Source organism: Nocardiopsis sp. NPDC006832 (assembly GCF_040635885.1).
In the GTDB taxonomy this organism is placed as follows: domain Bacteria; phylum Actinomycetota; class Actinomycetes; order Streptosporangiales; family Streptosporangiaceae; genus Nocardiopsis.
In genome coordinates, this window is record NZ_JBEYLC010000041.1 from 26900 (window position 1) to 46610 (window position 19711).

A 19711-nucleotide genomic window follows, 5' to 3' on the forward strand; every position below is an offset into this window, starting at 1 on the left:
CGCACCATGATCCGCGTCCTCCTGGTGGACGACCATCCCGTGGTCCGTGAGGGCATCCGCGGCATGCTCAGCGCCGAACCCGACCTGGAGATCGTGGGCGAGGCCGGTTCGGGCCCCGAGGCGGTGGTCCGGGCCGCCGCCCTGGAACCCGACGTGGTCCTGATGGACCTGCGCATGCCCGGCGGTGACGGGGCGCAGGCCACCGAACGGATCCGCGCCGACCACCCCGCCGTCCACGTGCTGGTGCTCACCACCTATGACACCGACACCGACATCCTGCGCGCGGTGGAGGCCGGCGCCACCGGCTACCTGCTCAAGGACACCCCGCGCGCGGAGTTGGCCGACTCGGTTCGTTCGGCGGCCCGAGGCGAGACGGTGCTCAGTGGGCGTCTGGCCGGAAAACTGTTCTCCCGCGTGCGGCGCGATCCCGAACCGGAGAAACCGGCGGCGCTGTCGCCTCGCGAGGTGGAGGTGCTCCGTCTGGCGGCGGACGGGCACACCAACGCGGCGATCGGTCGGGCCCTGCGCATCAGCGCCACCACGGTCAAAACCCACTTGATGCGCGCGTACGAGAAACTGGGGGTGGGCGACCGGACCGCGGCGGTCTCCCAGGCGCTACGTCGCGGGTTGCTCCCCGACAAGTGAGATCTCAGGGCCTTCTCAGGGGATTCCCCGGATGCCGCGTCCGCGGACCCTCGGAACAATAGAACTATGGTGGACACGATGAGCGAACTCACCCCCCACGAGGACCACAACGCACGGATGCGGGCGTCGGACGCCGACCGTGACGCCGTCGCACACCGTCTCCGGGAGGCCCTGGCCGAGGGCCGCCTGGACCCCGACGAGCACGGGGAGCGTCTGGACGCGGTCTATCGCGCCAAGACCCTCGGCGAGCTCGTCCCCCTCACCCGAGACCTGCCGGACACCGGCGCCGCGCCCATGCCGGCCCCCACCGACTTCCGTTCACCCCGTCCCGTCTACGGTGCGGGCCGGATCGTGGACATGCCGCCCAGCAGCCGGACCTCCCTGGTACTGATGGGCGGCGCCGACCGTTCCGGGAACTGGGTCCTCCCGGGCACGTTCACCGCGGTGGCGGTGATGGGCGGTATCGAACTCGACCTGCGCGAGGCCAGGTTCACCCAGCGCGAGACGACCATCTGGATCGGCACGGCGATGGGCGGTATCGGGATCATCGTCCCCGACGACGTCCAGGTGCGCGTGCACGGCCTGCCGATCATGGGCGGCTTCGGGATCGAGGGGAACACCCCCAGCGTGGTGGACCCGGGCGCCCCGATCGTGCACATCCGTGGGATCGCGGTGATGGGCGGCGTGGGCGTCGAGTACCGGGCGCGCAAGCACCAGAACGAGAACGAGAGGTAGCCGCCCGACCGCACCCCGCCCCCGTGGTCGAGACATTCCGGTCGATTTCGGCCGTCCATCCAACCACAGTGCCCACCCGTGTGTAAGGTCTGTGGCTGATTGTGGCAATGTGGCGCACCCACCCTTGCCGCCGCCCCCTGGCGGTGCGAGGCTTCAGCGGTACCCCGCCCACCCACGAGTCCATCCCCCATTCCACGGTTCGATGGACCCCCGCATACGGGAGGAAGCATCGTGCGTCCGAACCATCCCGGGCAGCCGCCCGCGGCCCCCTCACCCCGACGGCGCAGAGCCACCACCGCGGGTGTGGCCGCCCTGTGCCTCACCGCGGGCACCCTGGCGAGCGGCCCGGCCCACGCCGACGAGCTGCCCCTGTCGGAGGCCGTGACCGCCGAGGCGATCCAGGCCCACCTGACCAACCTCGACACCATCGCCGAGTACAACGGCGGAAACCGGGCCAGCGCCACCCCCGGCTACGACGTCGCGGCCCTGTACATCGAGGACCAGCTCGAACGCGCCGGATACGAGCCCTACCGCCACGAGTACGACTACGAGTCCTGGCGGGAGAACACCCCCGCGGTGCTCGCCCGGACCGCCCCGGACGAGCGCGCCTACGAGCTCGACGAGGACTACGTCACCATGAGCTACTCCAGCGCCGGTGACGTGACGGCCCCCGCCGTCGCGGTCAACACCGACAGCGAGGAGAGCGGCTGCTCCCCCGACGACTTCGCCGACTTCCCCGAGGGCGCGATCGCCATCACCCTCCGCGGCACATGCCCGTTCGGTGACAAGGTGCAGAACTCCGCCGACGCCGGTGCCTCGGCCGCCGTGGTCGTCAACAACGAGGACGAGGTCTTCCTCGGCACCGTCGGCGAGACCTCCGGCATCCCGGCCATCGGTGTCTCCGGCCTGGTCGGCGCGGACCTGCTCGCCACCTCGGACCTGGAACTCCAGGTCACCGTGGACTCGGAGGTCACCCAGGAGAGCTCCTACAGCGTCCTGGCCGAGACCCCCGGCGGCAAGGACGACAACGTGGTGGTCGTCGGCGGCCACCTGGACAGCGTCGAAGAGGGCCCGGGCATCAACGACAACGGCAGCGGCGTCGCCTTCGTCCTGGAGACCGCCCTGCGCCTGGCCGAGAAGGAGGACCCGAACAACAAGGTCCGTTTCGCCTTCTGGGGCACCGAGGAGTCCGGCCTGGTCGGCTCCAACGAGTACGTGGCGGGCCTGTCCGAGCAGGAGGTCGAAGACATCGCCCTCTACCTGAACTTCGACATGATCGGCTCGCACAACTACGGCCGGTTCGTCCTGGACGGCCGCATGGACCTGCCCGAGTCCGGTGGCGCCCCCGCCGGCTCCGGTGCCATCGCCAAGGTCTTCGAGGACTACTTCGAGGACCAGGGCCAGGTCAGCGAGCCCGGCGTGCTGAGCGGGCGCAGCGACTACTCGGCCTTCATGCTGGCGGGGGTCCCCTCCGGTGGTCTGTTCTCCGGCGCCGACGGCATCAAGACCGAGGAGCAGGTCGAGTGGTACGGCGGTGACGAGGGCGAGATGTTCGACCCGTACTACCACACGCCGGACGACACGATGGAGAACGTCAACTGGGACTCGGTGGCCGAACTGTCGGCCGCGGGCGCGCACGGCGTGGAGTTCCTCGCCGAGAGCACGCTGCCGGTGAACGGTGTGCTGCCCTTCAGCGCCCCGGCCCCGGTGGACCTGCCGCGTCTGGGCGACGCCTGGGTGCGCTAGCGGTGTTCGGCTCCACCGACCGGCTCTGACAGGTGAAAGGGCGGGTGGCGTGAACCCCCCGGTTCCACGCCACCCGCCCTCAGCGGTGTCTCCCCCCGCGCCATCCGCCCGGACGGTCCCCCTCTGTCCCGTCCGGGGGCATCATGCGCGAACACCGCCGGAAACTACTGTCCGTAGCTCCCTGATTCCTCAAGGTATCAGCGAAACGCGCCATCATCACCCCCCGATATCGAACAGTTATCCTCAGTGAGGATTTCGTGCTCACGGGACCGGCGAGGTCCCGGTGACGGGCGCTCCCCTAGGCTGAGGCCCATGACCAAACGGGACACGGACAAGCCGGTCGTACTGTCGAAGATCTACACCCGGACCGGAGACGCCGGAAGCACGGCGCTCGGCGACATGAGCAGGACCTCCAAGAACGACACCCGACTCGTCGGATACGCCGACGCCGAGGAGGCCAACGCCGCCATCGGGGTCGCGTTGGCCATGGGCGAACTGCCCGAAGACGTACGGACGCTACTGGTCCGGGTGCAGAACGAGCTCTTCGACCTGGGCGCGGACCTGTCCACGCCCATCGTCGCCGACCCCGAGTACCCGCCGCTGCGCGTCCTCCCCGAGTACGTGGAGCGCCTGGAGGAGGCCTGCGACACCTACAACGCGGACCTGCCCACACTGCGCAGCTTCATCCTGCCCGGCGGCTCCCCCACCGTGGCATTGGTGCACACCGCGCGCATCGTGGTGCGACGGGCCGAACGTTCGGTGTGGGCCGCGATCGAGGAGCACGGCGACAGCGTCAACCCGCTCACCGCCCAGTACCTCAACCGACTCTCGGACCTGCTGTTCATCCTCGGCCGCCACGTGGCCGAGGAGGGCGACGAAGTCCTCTGGAAGCCCGGTGGGGAGCGTTAGCGCTCCAACTCGCGCTCGACGGCGGCGACCTTACCGCGCAGGCCGTCGGTGACGCCGTCCCGGACATCGACCTTGAGCGTCACGCTCACCCGGGACGCGCCCTCACCGGCGGCCGCCACCGCGCGCTTGACCACGTCCATGACCTCGTCCCACTCACCCTCGACGGTGGTGAACATCGCGGAGGTCTCGTTGGGCAGCCCGCTCTCGCGTACGACCCTGACCGCGCGCGCCACCGCGGGCGCGACGGACTCACCTGTACCGAGCGGGGAAACCGAGAAAGCAACGATGGTACTCATGCGGCCATGGAAACACAGAGGCCCCGCCGGTGTGAACCAGGCGGGGCAGGGCATCGCCGGAAGGCTCAGGCCTCCCAGTGGGTCCCCGGGGGCATCGACTCGATCCACGACAGGAAACCGGTGAGCTGACGCTCCCCCATGGCCACCTCGTAGACCGCCTTCTCCGGGTCGGCGCCGTCCGCAGCGATCCAGCCGATCTCCAGGACCGTCACGTCGGCCGGCAGTGAGGCGTCCACCCGTTCCGCGCCGGAACCCTCGTTCCCCGCCATCCGGGGACGACGCCCCACAACGACGAGACCGCGGCGCGACAGTCGAACTGTCGGCCGCGGTCGGAGCGAGAGGACGGGGTACCAGCCGAAGCCACCGGTGCCGTACCGGCCGAAACCGACACGCCAGGTGCCCCGGCGCCCCTTGCCCCCGCATACGCGCAGATAACACTCGATGGCGCCCCCACTGCGCACCAGGACGAAACGTCGCAGGGCACCGGCGAGGACCACCACCACGATGAGGGCGACGAGGATGAGGAGCACCCACCACAGGGACTCCGACCACGGTGTTCCCGGCAGCTGCTCCACCACTCGTCACGCCTCTTTCGCTTCGCTAGGCGACTTCCTCGCCGGCGGCGCGCAGACGGCTGCGGGCACGCCCGGCGGCGAGACTGTCGCCCTCCTCGGTCGCACTCGTCAGAGCCTGACGCGCACGGTCCACATCGATGTCCTCGGCGAGCTCGGCGGTCTCGGCGAGGATGGAGACCCGACCCTCACCCGACACCGAGACGTACCCGCCGTGGGCGGCGGCCTTGACCTCACCGGTCTCTCGGGCCCCCAGCACGCGAACGACCGCGTCCTGGGCGAGCAGCGACAGCACCGGCACGTGGCCGGGCATGACGCCGATCTCGCCCTCGACGGTCTTCGCGATGACCATGTCGCCCTCGCCTGCCCAAACCTCACGGTCGGGAGAGACGATCTCGACGAAAAGCTTCTTCGACACTGTCACAAACTCCTCGGCTAGCGGGTGGGTTCGGCGGGGCCGAGTACGAATCGATACTCGGCCCCGCCTGGCTGGCCCCGCCCGTCGCCCCCGGGCTCACGGCCGGGGGCACTGACGCGCAGTCCTAGCCTTCCTGAAGCTTCTTGGCCTTCTCCACGACCATGTCGATGTTGCCGACGTCGAGGAAGGCCTGCTCGGGAAGGTGGTCGTACTCGCCGTCGCACAGACCCTTGAAGGAGGCGATGGTCTCCTCCAGGGGAACGAACACGCCCGGGGTACCGGTGAACTTCTCCGCCACGAACATGTTCTGGGAGAGGAAGCGCTCCAGGCGACGAGCACGGTTGACGATGATCTTGTCCTCTTCGGACAGCTCGTCCATACCGAGGATGGCGATCTGGTCCTGCAGGTCGTTGTTGCGCTGCAGGATCTCCTTGACCCGCTGGGCGACGTCGTAGTGCTCCTGACCCACGTACTGCGGGTCCAGGATGCGCGAGGACGAGGCCAGCGGGTCCACCGCCGGGTAGATGCCCTTCTGCGAGATCGGCCGGGAGAGCTCGGTCGTCGCGTCCAGGTGGGCGAAGGTCGTCGCCGGAGCCGGGTCGGTGTAGTCGTCCGCGGGGACGTAGATCGCCTGCATCGAGGTGATCGAGTGACCACGCGTCGAAGTGATCCGCTCCTGGAGCTGACCCATCTCGTCCGCCAGGTTGGGCTGGTAACCCACGGCCGAGGGCATACGGCCCAGCAGCGTGGAGACCTCCATACCCGCCTGGGTGAAACGGAAGATGTTGTCGATGAAGAGCAGCACGTCCTGACCCTGGACGTCACGGAAGTACTCCGCCATCGTCAGAGCCGAGAGCGCCACGCGCAGACGGGTGCCCGGGGGCTCGTCCATCTGACCGAAGACGAGCGCGGTGTCCGGGAGGACGCCCATCTCGTCCATCTCCAGGAAGAGGTCCGTACCCTCACGGGTGCGCTCACCGACACCGGCGAACACGGACACACCACCGAAGTTGCGGGCGATACGGGTGATCATCTCCTGGATGAGCACCGTCTTGCCCACACCCGCGCCACCGAAGAGGCCGATCTTCCCACCGCGCACGTACGGGGTGAGGAGGTCGATCACCTTGATGCCCGTGACCATCATCTCGGTCTTGGACTCAAGCTGGTCGAAGGAGGGGGCCTTGCGGTGGATCGGCCAGCGCTCGGTCACGCCGAGCTCGGCCGTGGGCACGTCCATGGACTCGCCCAGGGTGTTGAACACGTGGCCCTTGACGATGTCGCCGACGGGCACGCTGATGGGCGCGCCGGTGTCGCGGACCTCGGCGCCACGGACCATGCCGTCCTGCGGGGCGAGGGAGATGGCGCGCACCAGGTTGTCACCCAGGTGCTGGGCGACCTCCAGGGTGACGACCTTGTCCTTGCCACCGATGCTCACATCGGTGTGCAGGGCGTTATAGATGCCGGGCAGGGAGCCGACGGGGAACTCCACGTCGACGACCGGGCCGGTGACCCGGGCGATCCGACCGGTGGCGGTGCCGGCGCCGGTCGTCTCTTCAACTGTCGTTGACACTTCTCTTACTCACTTCCCGCGCTGGACCCAGAGAGTGCATCGGCACCGCCGACAATCTCACTGATCTCATTGGTGATCTCGGCCTGACGGGCCTGGTTGGCCAGGCTGGTCAGGTTCTTGACGAGTTCTTCCGCGTTGTCGGTCGCGGCCTTCATGGCCGCGCGACGGGACGCCTGCTGGGAGGCGGCCGATTCGAGGAGGGAAGCGTAGATCCGGTTGACCACGTACTGCGGCAGCAGCTGGTCCAGGACCTCCTCGGCCGAGGGCTCGAACTCGTAGAGCGGCAGCGCCTCGCCACCGTGGCTCTCTTCGAGTTCCTCCGCCTCGACCTCCTCCACCTCCAGCGGAAGAGCGCGAACCGCCCCGGCCCGCTGGGTCAGCATCGACACGAACTCCGTGGAGACCACGTGGATCTCGTCGACACCACCCTCGGCGGTGTCCAGGGAGAACCTCTCCATGAGAGCGGAGCCGATCTCCTGGGCGTGCGCGTAGGTCGGACGCTCGGTGATGCCTTCTTCCCAGGACCGCTCGACCGCACGGTCACGGAACTTGTAGAAGGCCGCACCCTTGCGACCCACCATGTAGGTGAGAACCTCCTTGCCCTGCTCCCGAAGAAGCTGGGTGAGGGACTCGGCCTCCTTGATGACGTTGGTCGAGAAGGCGCCGGCCAGACCCTTGTCGCTGGTGATGACCAGGACGGCGGCACGGGTGGGGTTCTCGGCCTCGGTCAGCAGCGGGTGATCGGTCACCCGGCTGGCGAGGGCGGACACCGCCCGCGTGATCTCCCGTGCGTAGGGGCCTGCAGCCTCGGCCGCGCGCTGCGCCTTGGTGATGCGCGTGGCGGCGATCAGCTCCATCGCACGGGTGATCTTCGCCGTCGCCTTCGTCGCACGGATCCTCCGGCGATAGACGCGAAGCTGTGCACCCATGGGTTACTTCCCGCCCTTGGCGACCTTGATGGTCTCCTGGCCGACCTTCTCCTCGGAGAGCGCCTCGGCCTCGGCCTCGGTGCCCAGGAGGCCGCCCGCAGAGGTCTGGAAGCTCTGCTTGAACTTCTCGATGGCGGCCTGGAGGGTCTTCTGGCTGTCGTCCTCGAACTTGCCGGTGTCCCGGATGGTGTCGAGAACGGCCTTGTGCTCGCGGTCCAGGTAGGACAGGAAGTCCTCCTCGAAGCGGCGAACGTCCTCGACCGGGACCTCGTCGATCAGGCCGGTGTTACCCATCCAGATCGAGACGACCGTCTTCTCCATGGAGAAGGGCGAGTACTGACCCTGCTTGAGGAGCTCCATCATCCGGGCACCACGCTCCAGCTGCTGCTTGGAGACGGCGTCCAGGTCCGAACCGAAGGCGGAGAACGCCTCCAGCTCGCGGTACTGGGCCAGGCTCAGACGCAGGGTACCGGAGACCTTCTTGGTCGCCTTGGTCTGCGCGGCGCCACCGACACGGGAGACGGAGACACCGACGTCGATCGCCGGACGCTGGCCCTGGTTGAACAGGTCCGAGTTCAGGAAGACCTGACCGTCGGTGATCGAGATGACGTTGGTGGGGATGTACGCCGAGACGTCGCCCGCCTTGGTCTCGATGATCGGGAGGGCCGTCATCGAACCGGCGCCCAGCTCGTCGGAGAGCTTCGCGCAACGCTCCAGCAGCCGGGAGTGGAGGTAGAAGACGTCACCCGGGTAGGCCTCACGGCCCGGCGGGCGGCGCAGCAGGAGGGAGACCGCACGGTAGGCCTCGGCCTGCTTGGTCAGGTCGTCGAAGACGATGAGGACGTGCTTGCCCTCGTACATCCAGTGCTGGCCCAGGGCCGAGCCGGTGTACGGGGAGAGGTACTTGAAGCCGGCCGGGTCGGACGCCGGGGAGGCGACGATGGTGGTGTACTCCATCGCGCCGGCCTCTTCGAGGGCGCCGCGCACGCTGGCGATGGTCGAGCCCTTCTGGCCGACCGCGACGTAGATGCAGCGCACCTGCTTCGAGGGGTCGCCGGTCTCCCAGTTCGCCTTCTGGTTGATGATCGCGTCGATACCGATCGCGGTCTTACCGGTCTGTCGGTCACCGATGACCAGCTGGCGCTGGCCACGGCCGACCGGGGTCATGGTGTCGATCGACTTGATACCGGTCTGGAGCGGCTCGCCGACCGGCTGGCGCTCCATCACGGTCGCGGCCTGAAGCTCAAGCTCGCGAGTCTGGGTCGTCTCGATCTCGCCCTTGCCGTCGATGGGGGCGCCCAGGGGGTCCACCACGCGGCCGAGGAAGTTGTCACCCACCGGGACCGAGAGGAGCTTGCCGGTGCGACGCACCTTCTGCCCCTCTTCGATACCGGTGAAGTCGCCCAGCACGACGACACCGATCTCACCGATCTCAAGGTTCTGGGCCATGCCCAGGGTGCCGTCCTCGAATTCCAGCAGCTCGTTCGCCATCGCCGAGGGAAGGCCACCGACGCGGGCGATGCCGTCACCGGAGTAGGTGACGGTTCCGACCTCTTCCGCGCGGGTGGTGTCAGGCTCGTACGACTGGACGAAGCGCTGTAGCGCGTCCCGGATCTCATCCGGCCGGATCGTCAGCTCCGCCATCTCTACGTTGTCCTTGCTCTCAAATGGCGCCGGGCCGGCGCCGTGCGTGCTTGCCTTGCGTATATTCGCGTGTGTCAGCCGGCCAGACGGCGCTGAACCTCAGCGATGCGCCCGGCGATGGTGCCGTCGATGACCTCGTCGCCGACCTGGATGGAGAGTCCACCCACGATCTCGGGGGCGACCTCGGTGTTCAGGTGGATCTCACGGCCGTACTTGCGCCGCAGAAGCGTCCGGAGACGGTCCTGGTGAGCCTCGCTCAGCGGGACGGCGCTGCGCACCACCGCGATGTAGCGCTGGGCGCGCTCGGCGACCAGCTGCCCGAAGTTGTCGAGCGCCTGTTCCAGGGTACGTGCCCGAGGACGGGTGACCGCTTCGTCGACCAGGGCCAGCGTCGCGGAGTTCACCTTGCCCGAGAGCAGGTTCTCGATCAGGGTGTGCAGGTGCGAGGCGGCCACGCCCTCACGGGTGAGGGCCGCACGCAGCTCCGGCTCGGCGACGACGATCCGCTCGAACCGGAACAGCTCGTCCTCCAGCTCGTCCAGACGGGTGCCCTCCACGGAGGCGACGGTCGCGTAGACCGCCAGGCGCTCCAGAGCGTCCACCATGTCGCGGGGGCCGGCCCACGGCTGGGACACGACGTCGTTGACCACGATGACCGTGGACGGCGACACCTTGCCCTCAAGGATCTGACCGATCAGGCCGGTCTTCTTCTCCACCGGGTTGGCCTGGTCCGCGAGCCAGCGGCGCAGGGAGTGCTCGTTGCCGAGCAGGGCGACGACCTCGAAGAGCTCGCCACCGAGGGAGACCGCGTGCTGGGCGGCGTCCGCCGACGCCAGGACGTTCTCGTCCAGGCGTCGGGTCGCCTCAGCCAGGGAGTTACGGCTGATACCACGCATCAGCGCACCCCGGCTTGCTTCGCGCTCTCGTCCTGCTGCTCCAGGTCCGCGAGGAACCGGTCCACCACGCGGGTCTGCGCCGCGCCATCGCTGAGCGACTCCCCGACGATGCGGGTCGCGAGCTCAGTGGACAGGGCACCGATCTCACCGCGGAGCTGGGCCATGGCCTGCTGCCGGTCGGCTTCGATCTGGGCCTTGCCGGCCTCGATGATCCGCTGGGCCTCGACCTGGGCCTCTTCGCGAGCCTCGGCGATGATCGCCGCACGCTGCTCCTTGGCCTTCTCGAGTTCCTGCGCGTACTCGCGGTGCGACTCTTCGAGCTTCTCGCGGTACTGCTGGCGGATCTCCTCGGCCTCGGCCTCGGCGCGCTTGGCCCGCTCGATGCCCCCCTCGATGGCGTCGTGACGCTCGTCGAGGACCGTCATCACCTTGGGGACCGCCTTGCGGGCCACAAAGAAGTAGACCACGGCGAGCGCGATCGCACCGAAGGTGAACTTCACCCAGTCGATCCGCAGAATGTTGTACTCGGCTGCCAACTCCACCAACATGGTCAGCCCTCCTTCGCGTCAGTTGCCATCAGAAAACGGTTGGCAAAACGCCTTAGGCGCCGGGGGCGGCGAAGGCGAGAACGAAGCCCAGGATGGCGAGGGCCTCGACCAGCGCGAAGCCGAGGTAGATGTTGGTCTGCAGCGGGCCGCGGGCCTCGGGCTGGCGGGCGATGGCCTGCATACCGAGACCGAACACGATACCGACACCGATACCGGCGCCGATGACGCTGATGCCGTAACCGATGGTGTTGATGTTGCCGGTGATCGCAGCGATGTCCATTGTGTTTCCCTTTACTCGACGTCCGGCGTTGCGGTACGCAATAGGTCAGTTCGCCGGTTTGGACGGGTCTTAAGCACTCCTCGTCCCTGTTCCGATCGGGGGACCGGGGGAACTCGGAGGGGGTCTTAGTGAGCCGCTTCGAGCGACTGGTTGAGGTACAGGCTCGCGAGCAGAGTGAACACGAAGGCCTGGATCAGCATGATCGCGATCTCGAAGAGGAAGAAGGCGACGTAACCGAGCAGCGCGGCGCCGGAGAAGACCACGGAGACCGCGGCGAGGACCGGCTCGGCCGAAAGGTTCAGCATGTACCAGCCGCCGTAGGCGAACACGGCCAGAAGCAGGCTGCCCGCGAACATGGTCGCGAACAGACGCAGGGCGTGCGTGACCGGGCGGATGAGGAAGACCGAGAGGATCTCGATCGGGGTGACCAGGACGTAGATCCACTTCGGCATCCCGGGCGGGAAGATCTGGTTACGGAAGTAACCCCAGCCGCCCTGGTTCTTGATACCGATCACGATGGTCATCACGTAGATGACCAGTGCGAACATCGCGGTGAAGGCGAGGTTGCTGTTGACCGGCAGCATGCCGGGGATCAACCCGGTGAAGTTCATGGCCAGGATGAGGGTGAAGACGCCCGTCATGAACGGGATGAAACTGTCGCCCTTGGCACCCATGGTGGGCCGGGTGATGTTGTCCCTGATGAACAGGACCAGCATCTCCCCGACACTCTGCCTGCGGCCGGGGACGAGGCTCAGCTTCTTGCTGAACCACGACCACAGGAGCAGGACGGCACCGACCGCGACGAGCAACAGAACCAGGTACAGGTCGATGCCCGTGCTGAGGGGGATATTGGCGAACCACGGTTCGGGGAAGAACATCCCGATGGTGGGGGCCTCGAACCCGCACCCGTTGTCACCGAAGAGATGGCAACCTGGTTCGGCCGCGAGAATGCGCACGTCAGCACTCACGGCGAATCCTTTCGTCGTGACGCAAGAAAGCCTCGTTGATGGTTGTTACTGCTAGCGTCGTCGCGGAACGGGCGACGCGGGACTGCGGGGTGCTCAGATGTGACGCGTCTTGGCGACGATCAGATAGATCGAGCCGGCCATACCGAGAACCGCCCCGATGGGCAGGAAGAGGGCCTGGAAATCCAGGAGCCTGTCCGCACCCCAGCCGATCGCGCTCCACACGAGAACACCCGAAAGCAGAGTGGAGAAGAGCGCCCAACCATCGGCCTCGCGTGGCGCGGGTAGCGCTTCGGGGCCCTTCTTCTCGGTTGGCTCGCTGCTCATCTCGCTCCGGAATATAGCATGTGGGGCGCGGCTGGAAGGTGGCCTTCCGCCTGCCGTGGAACAGGTTATAACGCCCGCTCCAACGGAACGCGGCGGGGCACCCCATCACGAGTTCTCCGAACTCTCACTGGGGTCCACGTGGAGGATCTTCGCCTGGGAGGTGGCCCAGGTCTGCCCACCAAGCCATGCCAGCACCACGACCAGCGCGCTGTAGACGAAGGCGTTGGTGCTGAGGTCGGCGATGAGAGGGCTTCCTCCGAGGGTCACCAGCAGGATGCCCAGCAGCGCCATCTTGACCACGAAGCCGATGAGGTTCGCGGCAAGGAACAGGTCCTTGTTGCGCCGGGTGACCAGGATGACCGCCCACTGCCCCAGACCGAAACAGGCGATGACGATGGCCACCGCCAGGGCCGAACCGAGAGCTCCCGCGGTACCTGCGAGCAGGGCCGAGATCGCAATGGCCAGGGCTCCGCACGCGGCGCTCGGAAGCGCGGCGCCGCGGAGGATCCGGGCGTCGTGTCCCTGCATGACGAAGCTCCGTGGGGTTAAGTGGTTACCTGCTCGTGAAAGCTATCACAAGGTTTTCGGTATGAAATCCAGGGACCCCTTAACGCACCCTTAACGCGGCGCGAAAGGCCCGTACCGGGGCCTCTTCGGACCTTGTGTCACCTTGAACACACTCGGCTCGACCTTCACAAGCAGGCACATTCGGACCGCCCGAGAGGACCTCCGTCCCGAACGTGATCGGCCTTTTATCCATCGGTTGACGAATGGTGATCTGTTCGCGATCGAGAAGCCTTCCGCCGGCTCCCGGGCAACAACCCACGACGGTGCAGACGCGGCAGGGCGATGAGACCGACCGCACAGGTGGCCACCAGCACGGTGACCGAGAGGACGATGAGCGCGGAGTCGAAGATCGACAGGGACACCGCGGCGAACGCGACGATGCCCGCCCACAGGTACATCAACAGCACCGCGCGGGTATGGGTGTGCCCCATGTCCAGTAGACGGTGGTGCAGATGCCCCCTGTCCGGGGCGAAGGGGGACTTGCCCGCGAGTGTGCGCCGCACGATCGCCAGCACCATGTCGGCGAGGGGCAGCGCGATCACCAACAGCGGCAACAGGATGGGAAGGAAGACGACCAGGCCGGAGGAGTTGAACTCCTCCCTGGCGGTGTTCGCGTCGAACTGACCCGTCACCGTGATGGTGATCGAGGTGAGCAACAGACCCAACAGCATCGAACCGGTGTCGCCCATGAACACCCTGGCCGGGTGGAAGTTGTGGCAGAGGAATCCCAGGCAGGTGCCCGCCAGGATGATCGCGATCATCGCCGGGTAGGACTGGCGCTCGAACCCCTGGTCCACCGCGACCACGTAGTAGTAGGCGAAGAACGCCAGCGAGGAGATCGCGACGATACCGGCTGCCAGGCCGTCCAGGCCGTCGGCGAAGTTGATCGCGTTGATGGTCGCCACGATGAGCAGGATCGACACCATCGCCCCGAGCCACGGGCCCAGGGACAACTGGGTGCCGGGCAGTGGCAGCCACAGCAACTGCACGCCCTGCCAGACCAGGATGCCCGCGGCGGCGGTCTGGCCCGCCAGCTTGCTCAGCGCGTCCATCCCCCATCGGTCGTCGATGACGCCGATGACGGTGATGAGCCCGCCGGCCAACAGCAGGCCGATCCAGGTCTTGGCCACGAACACGTTCTGCAGATGCGGTAGCTGCGCCGAGATGAGCAGCGCCGCGGCGAACCCGCCGTAGATGGCGAGTCCGCCCAACCGTGGAATGGGTTCGGTGTGCACGTCACGGTCGCGCACGGGGGGCGCCGCGCCGAAGGCGATCGCCAACCGACGTACCAACGGCACGAGCAGGTAGGTCACCGCGACGGCGATGACGAAGGTGAGCGCGTACTCCCGCACGGCCGGCCCCTCTAGTTCTTGTCGCTACCGGACGTGTCGGACTCGGTGCCGGTGGACGACGACTCGGCGGTGTCCTCGGTCTTGCCGGAACCGTCTGTCTCGCCGTCGTTGTCGGCGTCGTCGAGGGCCTCGGCGGCGGCGGTCTCCGCGTCGATCTCGGCGGCGTCGTCCTTCTTCGGTTTGGCCCGACCCTTGCGCAGCTCACCGATGACGGTGCCGCACACGGCCCGCAGCTCCTCGATGGAGATGGCGCCCGACCGCAGCACACGCGGTACCGCGTAGGTCAGGTCGACGATGGTGGAGGCCACCGGATTGTCGCTCTCACCACCGTCCAGGTAGACGGCCACGTCCTCGTCGCCGAGCTGCTCGATGGCCTCACCGGCGTTGGCGGCGGCCCGCTCCCCCGACTTGTTGGCGCTGCTGACCGCCATGGGGCCGGTCTCCTTGAGCAGCTCCAGGGCCACCGGGTCCATCGGCATGCGCACGGCCACGGTCCCCTTGGTGTCGCCCAGGTCCCAGGACAGGCTGGGGGTGGCGGTGCACACGAGGGTGAGCGGACCGGGCCAGAACTCCTCCATGAGGTCCCGGCCGTGGTTGCCCAGGTCGTCGATCAGGGCACTGGCGGCCCGGATGGAACCGACCAGCACGGGCGGTGGCATGTCCCTGCCGCGCCCCTTGGTCTCCAGCAGGCGCGCGACCGCCTTCGGACTGAAGGCGTCGGTACCGATGCCGTACACGGTGTCGGTGGGCAGTACCACCAGGTCGCCTCGGCGTACCGCGGACGCGGCGTCGGCGATGCCGTCCTTGCGGGCGGTCTCGTCCGCGCAGTCGTAGATGCGGCTCACCCTGGGTTCACCTCGATCTCGAACGGGTCGACCGGACAGATGTCGGTTCGACGGTGGGGTTGGGGGGTGAGGGCGAAGGGCGGCTAATCGTCCTCGTCGGCTCGGCGCATGACCACGAAGCGGTCGCGCCTCGCCATGTCCTTGCGGTTGAGGACGTCACGCCAGCCCTTGTCCTCGGGGAACAGCCGGGGAATGTCGATGCCCTGACCGTCATGGTGTTCGATGGCCATGGCCCCGCCCGGACGCAACAGCCTACGGCCGACCGCCTCCAGGTCGCGGATCATGTCCAGACCGTCCTCGCCCGACCACAACGCCGGGGCCGGGTCGTAGTCGCGTACCTCCGGCGGGATGACGTGCGCCTCCCGGGTCGGGACGTAGGGCGGGTTGCTGATGAGCAGGTCCACCCCGCCATCGAGCTCGGGCAGGGCGGTACGCATGTCACCCTCGTGGGCGGTCACCCGATCGGCGTGCCCGCTGGACTCCACGTTGCGGCGGGTCCAGCGCAGCGCTTCGGGATCGATCTCGACCGTGTGCACCCGTGAACGCGGCACCTCCTGGGCGATGGAGATGGCGATGGCCCCGGAACCGGAGCCCAGGTCCACGACCAGTGGGTCGGCCACGTCCATGGACCGCAGTGTCTCGATCGCCCAGTCCACCATGATCTCGGTCTCGGGTCGGGGCACGAAGACACCCGGCCCGACCTGGAGTTCGAGGTAGCGGAAGTAGGCGCGTCCGGTGATGTGCTGGAGGGGTTCGCGGGCCTCTCTGCGGGAGACGCACTCCCAGTAACGGGCGTCGAAGTCGGCGTCGGCGACCGAGTGCAGTTCCCCTCGACGGACACCATGCACGAACGCCGCGAGTTCCTCGGCGTCGGTGCGGGGTGAGGCCACGCCCGCCTCGGCCAGCCGGAGCGTGGCGCGGGCGACCTCGTCGAGTAGGAAGTTCATGATGTTTGGGCGGCTTCGAGCCTCTCCTTGGTGTCCGCGTCCACCAAGGCCTTGATGACCCCGCCCAGTTCCCCGTCGAGGACCTGGTCGAGGTTGTAGGCCTTGTAACCGACCCGGTGGTCGGAGATACGGTTCTCCGGGAAATTGTAGGTGCGCACGCGCTCGGAGCGGTCGACGGTACGGACCTGGCTCTTGCGTTCGGCGCTGGCCTCGGCGTCCGCGCTGGCCTGGGCCTCGGCGTAGATGCGGGCGCGCAGGATACGCAGGGCCTGCTCCTTGTTCTGGAGCTGGCTCTTCTCGTTCTGGCAGGAGGCGACGATGCCGGTCGGCAGGTGGGTGATGCGCACCGCGGAGTCGGTGGTGTTGACGCTCTGCCCGCCGGGGCCGGAGGAACGGTAGACGTCGACGCGAAGATCCTTCTCGTGGATCTCGATCTCGATCTCCTCGGCCTCGGGCACGACCAGGACACCGACGGCGGAGGTGTGGATACGCCCCTGGGACTCGGTGACGGGCACCCGCTGCACCCGGTGGACACCGCCCTCGAACTTGAGCATGGGCCACGCGCCCGAGCCGGGCTCGGGGTTGCCCTTGTTCTTGAAGGCGATGGTGATGTCCTTGTAACCGCCCAGGTCCGAGTGGGTGGCGTCGATGACCTCGGTCTTCAAGCCCTGCCGTTCGGCGTAGCGCAGGTACATGCGGACCAGGTCGCCGGCGAACAGGGCGGACTCGTCGCCGCCCTCACCGGCCTTGACCTCCATGATGAGGTTCTTGTCGTCGGCGGGGTCGCGCGGGATGAGGAGGAAGCTCAGGCGCTCGGTGAGCTGCTCGGCCTCCTCGGTCAGCCGGTCGGCCTCCTCGGCGAAGGAGGAGTCCTCGGCGGCCAGCTCACGGGCGGCCTCGATGTCGTTCTCGACCGCCTTGAGCTGCCGGTAGGCCTCGATGATCGGGGTGAGCTGGGAGTAGCGCTTGCCCAGCCTGCGCGCCTCGGCCGGGTTCGCGTGCACCTCGGGGTCGGCGAGCCGCTGTTCCAGCTCGTAGTACTCCCCGAGTAGGTCGTCCAGCTTCACTATCCCATTCCCGTCTTCTCGTCCGCCCTGGCTGTTCCCCCGGATGAGGGGGCTGCGACCGGTCCGGTGGCGCGCCCCGCGGACGGAGCGGTGCCACCGGGCCGAAGGGCAGCGCTACTTGCGCTTGCCGAAGCGCTTCTCGAAGCGGGCGACCCGACCACCGGTGTCCAGGATCTTCTGCTTGCCGGTGTAGAAGGGGTGGCACTCGGAGCACACGTCGGCGCGCAGCTTGCCCTCGGTGAGGGTGCTCCGGGTGACGAAGTGGGCGCCGCAGGTGCAGGTCACCTCGGTGGCGACGTACTCCGGGTGGATGTCGGCCTGCATGTGTTCTCCTTGCTAGTGCGCGACCGCCGGACGCATGACCACGGCACCCACCTCACAGGTGGGGCCGTGTCGAAACCATGCGCGAACCGGTGCCGCGGCGATCCAGGTGATCGGGTGGCGTGCTCTCCCGGTGACAGGAGGACGAACCTACCCTCACTACCAGTTTGCCAGATCGACAACCATGCCGGGACCAGTACCTATTCCCGAGCCCCCTTCCGGGGCTCGGCGTCGCGCATCGTGCTGGACGGTGGTTTGTTCGCGTCGGCCCGTCGCAGTAGCAGGACCAGGCCGACCAGCACGGCCAGGAGCAGGGCCAGCACGATCGTGCCCGCGTTCGCTCCGAGGCCGTAGATGAACACGTAGCTCACCGATCCGGCCAGGACCGCGTAGTAGGTCAACGGGATGAACGTCTGGCGGATGAGGTCACCCTCACGACCGACCAGGCCGACCACCGCCGAGGCGGCCACGATGTTGTGCACCGTGATCATGTTCCCGGCCGCGCCACCGACGGCCTGGGTGGCCACGACGGTCTCCGGTGGGACCCCGATCTGTTCGGCGGTGGAGAACTGGAAGAGGGAGAACATCAGGTTGGAGACGGTGTTGGAGCCGGCGACGAAGGCGCCGAGTGCGCCGATCCACGGGGCGTAGAGAGGCCAGGCGGTGCCGCCGAGCTCCGCGGCGCCGGTCGCCAGGGTCAACGGCATGCTGTCCAGGGTGGTTCCCCCGAAGTCCGCTCCGGTGTTGATGAAGACACGGACCAGCGGCACGGCGAACAGCAGGGCGACGGCCGCCCCCGCGAGCTGGGAACCCGCCATCTTCCAGGAGGCGAGGATCTCCGAGCCCTTCATGCGGTGCAGTCCGTAGGTGAGGAGGCAGACCAGGATGAAGGTCGCCCCGGGTGAGTAGAGGGGTTCGACGGCCTGAGCGATGGAGGTGCCGAGGATGTCGTCGGAACCGATGGTGATGCCGGACAACCATTCCTGGACGGGGGCGATCGTGCGGCTGCCAACCAGGATGGCGGCGACCAACAGGTAGGGGGCCCAGGCCTGGAGCAGCCCCATGCGACGACCGACGACCTCCTCCCCGTTGCCGGACTCGATCCGGCCGGTCCAGCGGGCGAGCCAGTCCTCCCGCGGCGGGAAGTCCCAGATCCTCTTCGGCATCAGGAAGCCCTTACGGGCGGCGAGGACGACGATGACCAGACCGGTCAGGCCGCCCAGGAGGCTGGTGAACTCGACCCCGAGGAAGTAGTTGTACAAGATCGACGGGATCGTCATGACGAAGGCGCTGAACAGGGCGAACCTCCAAACGCCGAAGCCGTCGGAGAAACGCCGGTTCTCCCCGTAGAAACCGCAGAGCATGCAACAGATGAAGAGGGGGATGAGGGTTCCGGCCACGGCGTGCAGGAGCACTGTCTGAAGGCCGATCTCGCTGACGAACCCGGGCAGGGTGAGGCCGAGGACGGAGGCGCGTTCGGCGACCTGCTCCGAGCCGTCCAGGCCACCGGCGACCCCGACGAGGATCGGGGTGCCGACCGCGCCGAAGCTGACCGGCGTGCTCTGGATGACCAGCCCCACCATGACGGCGGCCATGGCCGGGAAACCGAGGGCGAGCAGGAGGGGCGCGACCACGGCCGCGGGGGTACCGAACCCGGAGGCGCCCTCGATGAAGCTGCCGAACAGCCAGCCGATGATCACCGCCTGGATACGCCGGTCGGGGCTGATGTCGGTGAAGGTGGCCCGGATGGTGGCCACGGCGCCGCTCTTGGTGAGGGTGGAGAGCAGGAGCAACGCGCCGAAGATGATGTAGAGCAGGCCCGCGGCGAGGATCAGGCCTTGGAGGGTGGAGGCCGCGATGGCCATCCAGTCGGTCTGCCAGAACAGGACCGCGATGCCGACCACGACTACGTACCCGGCGGGCATCGCGTACATGGCGGGGAGGCGGAACCCGACGAGCAGGACTCCGACCACGAGGATCGGGGTGAGCGCGAGGAGACTGAGCAGGGCGATGTTGTCCATTCCAGACGGCTCCCTGATACGGGGTGTGCACTCGGCTGGCGCGACACTAGATCCGCCGGAGCGCTCCCACCATCCCCCTTTTGTGATCTGCAACACAGTAGTGATATTCGA

The 19711-nt window shown here is 67.7% G+C and carries 22 protein-coding genes; 4 read left to right on the forward strand and 18 right to left on the reverse strand.

The annotated features are described in order from the left end of the window. Window positions 1–6 precede the first annotated feature (6 nt). From ABZ717_RS19065 to ABZ717_RS19080, 4 genes are all read left to right on the forward strand, one after another. Window positions 7–645 (forward strand): response regulator transcription factor, encoded by a 639-nt coding sequence (locus tag ABZ717_RS19065; protein ID WP_358512285.1) that lies wholly within the window; start codon window positions 7–9, stop codon window positions 643–645. Between the two features lie 66 nt (window positions 646–711). Beyond that, a complete protein-coding gene (locus ABZ717_RS19070; RefSeq protein WP_358512195.1) occupies window positions 712–1380 on the forward strand; it encodes a DUF1707 domain-containing protein in 669 nt (222 codons plus the stop codon). Between the two features lie 231 nt (window positions 1381–1611). Then, the gene (locus ABZ717_RS19075) at window positions 1612–3126 is read left to right on the forward strand and encodes a M20/M25/M40 family metallo-hydrolase (protein ID WP_358512198.1); all 1515 of its coding nucleotides are present in this window, start codon (window positions 1612–1614) and stop codon (window positions 3124–3126) included. A gap of 312 nt (window positions 3127–3438) precedes the next feature. Further along, window positions 3439–4035, forward strand: coding sequence for a cob(I)yrinic acid a,c-diamide adenosyltransferase (locus ABZ717_RS19080; protein ID WP_358512201.1), 597 nt, complete (start codon window positions 3439–3441; stop codon window positions 4033–4035). Here the strand turns inward: ABZ717_RS19080 and ABZ717_RS19085 are convergent. The 18 genes from ABZ717_RS19085 to ABZ717_RS19170 all read right to left on the reverse strand — a co-directional run bounded on the left by ABZ717_RS19085 (window position 4032) and on the right by ABZ717_RS19170 (window position 19600). Then, complete coding sequence (locus tag ABZ717_RS19085; protein ID WP_358512204.1) at window positions 4032–4331, reverse strand: MTH1187 family thiamine-binding protein; 300 nt, start codon at window positions 4329–4331, stop codon at window positions 4032–4034. The genes ABZ717_RS19080 and ABZ717_RS19085 overlap by 4 nt on opposite strands. 65 nt (window positions 4332–4396) lie before the next feature. Further along, window positions 4397–4909 (reverse strand): DUF2550 domain-containing protein, encoded by a 513-nt coding sequence (locus ABZ717_RS19090; protein ID WP_358512206.1) that lies wholly within the window; start codon window positions 4907–4909, stop codon window positions 4397–4399. A 22-nt stretch (window positions 4910–4931) separates the two neighbouring features. Beyond that, window positions 4932–5321, reverse strand: coding sequence for a F0F1 ATP synthase subunit epsilon (locus ABZ717_RS19095; RefSeq protein ID WP_358512208.1), 390 nt, complete (start codon window positions 5319–5321; stop codon window positions 4932–4934). Window positions 5322–5445: 124 nt separating this feature from the next. Then, on the reverse strand, window positions 5446–6891 hold the full coding sequence (gene atpD / locus ABZ717_RS19100) for a F0F1 ATP synthase subunit beta (RefSeq protein WP_358512210.1): 1446 nt from the start codon (window positions 6889–6891) through the stop codon (window positions 5446–5448). 5 nt (window positions 6892–6896) lie between these two features. After that, complete coding sequence (locus tag ABZ717_RS19105) at window positions 6897–7820, reverse strand: F0F1 ATP synthase subunit gamma (RefSeq protein WP_358512213.1); 924 nt, start codon at window positions 7818–7820, stop codon at window positions 6897–6899. Between the two features lie 3 nt (window positions 7821–7823). Beyond that, on the reverse strand, window positions 7824–9464 hold the full coding sequence (gene atpA / locus ABZ717_RS19110) for a F0F1 ATP synthase subunit alpha (RefSeq protein ID WP_358512216.1): 1641 nt from the start codon (window positions 9462–9464) through the stop codon (window positions 7824–7826). A gap of 74 nt (window positions 9465–9538) precedes the next feature. Continuing rightward, window positions 9539–10360: a F0F1 ATP synthase subunit delta gene (locus tag ABZ717_RS19115; protein WP_358512218.1), complete on the reverse strand. Its 822-nt coding sequence runs from the start codon at window positions 10358–10360 to the stop codon at window positions 9539–9541. After that, window positions 10360–10905, reverse strand: a complete 546-nt coding sequence (gene atpF, locus ABZ717_RS19120) for a F0F1 ATP synthase subunit B (protein WP_358512288.1) — start codon at window positions 10903–10905, stop codon at window positions 10360–10362. The genes ABZ717_RS19115 and atpF overlap by 1 nt, the downstream gene beginning before the upstream one ends. A gap of 55 nt (window positions 10906–10960) precedes the next feature. After that, window positions 10961–11188: an ATP synthase F0 subunit C gene (gene atpE / locus ABZ717_RS19125; RefSeq protein WP_211714590.1), complete on the reverse strand. Its 228-nt coding sequence runs from the start codon at window positions 11186–11188 to the stop codon at window positions 10961–10963. Window positions 11189–11313: 125 nt separating this feature from the next. Beyond that, entirely contained in the window at window positions 11314–12144 is an 831-nt protein-coding gene (gene atpB / locus ABZ717_RS19130; RefSeq protein WP_358512291.1) for a F0F1 ATP synthase subunit A, read from the reverse strand. A 105-nt stretch (window positions 12145–12249) separates the two neighbouring features. Continuing rightward, on the reverse strand, window positions 12250–12480 hold the full coding sequence (locus ABZ717_RS19135) for a hypothetical protein (protein WP_358512222.1): 231 nt from the start codon (window positions 12478–12480) through the stop codon (window positions 12250–12252). Window positions 12481–12585: 105 nt separating this feature from the next. Continuing rightward, window positions 12586–13008: a hypothetical protein gene (locus ABZ717_RS19140; RefSeq protein ID WP_358512225.1), complete on the reverse strand. Its 423-nt coding sequence runs from the start codon at window positions 13006–13008 to the stop codon at window positions 12586–12588. 224 nt (window positions 13009–13232) lie between these two features. Then, window positions 13233–14399: an MraY family glycosyltransferase gene (locus ABZ717_RS19145; protein ID WP_358512228.1), complete on the reverse strand. Its 1167-nt coding sequence runs from the start codon at window positions 14397–14399 to the stop codon at window positions 13233–13235. 11 nt (window positions 14400–14410) lie between these two features. Continuing rightward, window positions 14411–15244, reverse strand: a complete 834-nt coding sequence (locus ABZ717_RS19150) for an L-threonylcarbamoyladenylate synthase (protein ID WP_358512231.1) — start codon at window positions 15242–15244, stop codon at window positions 14411–14413. A gap of 83 nt (window positions 15245–15327) precedes the next feature. Further along, window positions 15328–16191 (reverse strand): peptide chain release factor N(5)-glutamine methyltransferase, encoded by an 864-nt coding sequence (gene prmC / locus ABZ717_RS19155; RefSeq protein ID WP_358512233.1) that lies wholly within the window; start codon window positions 16189–16191, stop codon window positions 15328–15330. Continuing rightward, a complete protein-coding gene (gene prfA, locus ABZ717_RS19160; protein WP_358512236.1) occupies window positions 16188–17258 on the reverse strand; it encodes a peptide chain release factor 1 in 1071 nt (356 codons plus the stop codon). The genes prmC and prfA overlap by 4 nt, the downstream gene beginning before the upstream one ends. 114 nt (window positions 17259–17372) lie before the next feature. Continuing rightward, a complete protein-coding gene (gene rpmE, locus ABZ717_RS19165; protein ID WP_358512239.1) occupies window positions 17373–17582 on the reverse strand; it encodes a 50S ribosomal protein L31 in 210 nt (69 codons plus the stop codon). Window positions 17583–17779: 197 nt separating this feature from the next. Next, window positions 17780–19600 carry an L-lactate permease gene (locus tag ABZ717_RS19170; RefSeq protein WP_358512242.1) on the reverse strand — a complete coding sequence of 607 codons (1821 nt, stop codon included), beginning with the start codon at window positions 19598–19600 and terminating at the stop codon, window positions 17780–17782. Between the last annotated feature and the right edge of the window lie 111 nt (window positions 19601–19711).

Excerpts from the sequence above, each read along its gene's own strand:
- ABZ717_RS19065 (WP_358512285.1), top strand. The coding sequence starts at position 7 with ATGATCCGCGTCCTCCTGGTGGACGACCATCCCGTGGTCCGTGAGGGC.
- ABZ717_RS19070 (WP_358512195.1), top strand. The coding sequence starts at position 712 with ATGGTGGACACGATGAGCGAACTCACCCCCCACGAGGACCACAACGCA.
- ABZ717_RS19080 (WP_358512201.1), top strand. The coding sequence starts at position 3,439 with ATGACCAAACGGGACACGGACAAGCCGGTCGTACTGTCGAAGATCTAC.
- ABZ717_RS19085 (WP_358512204.1), bottom strand. The coding sequence starts at position 4,331 with ATGAGTACCATCGTTGCTTTCTCGGTTTCCCCGCTCGGTACAGGTGAG.
- ABZ717_RS19105 (WP_358512213.1), bottom strand. The coding sequence starts at position 7,820 with ATGGGTGCACAGCTTCGCGTCTATCGCCGGAGGATCCGTGCGACGAAG.
- atpA (WP_358512216.1), bottom strand. The coding sequence starts at position 9,464 with ATGGCGGAGCTGACGATCCGGCCGGATGAGATCCGGGACGCGCTACAG.
- ABZ717_RS19115 (WP_358512218.1), bottom strand. The coding sequence starts at position 10,360 with ATGCGTGGTATCAGCCGTAACTCCCTGGCTGAGGCGACCCGACGCCTG.
- atpE (WP_211714590.1), bottom strand. The coding sequence starts at position 11,188 with ATGGACATCGCTGCGATCACCGGCAACATCAACACCATCGGTTACGGC.
- ABZ717_RS19135 (WP_358512222.1), bottom strand. The coding sequence starts at position 12,480 with ATGAGCAGCGAGCCAACCGAGAAGAAGGGCCCCGAAGCGCTACCCGCG.
- ABZ717_RS19140 (WP_358512225.1), bottom strand. The coding sequence starts at position 13,008 with ATGCAGGGACACGACGCCCGGATCCTCCGCGGCGCCGCGCTTCCGAGC.
- prmC (WP_358512233.1), bottom strand. The coding sequence starts at position 16,191 with ATGAACTTCCTACTCGACGAGGTCGCCCGCGCCACGCTCCGGCTGGCC.
- rpmE (WP_358512239.1), bottom strand. The coding sequence starts at position 17,582 with ATGCAGGCCGACATCCACCCGGAGTACGTCGCCACCGAGGTGACCTGC.
- ABZ717_RS19170 (WP_358512242.1), bottom strand. The coding sequence starts at position 19,600 with ATGGACAACATCGCCCTGCTCAGTCTCCTCGCGCTCACCCCGATCCTC.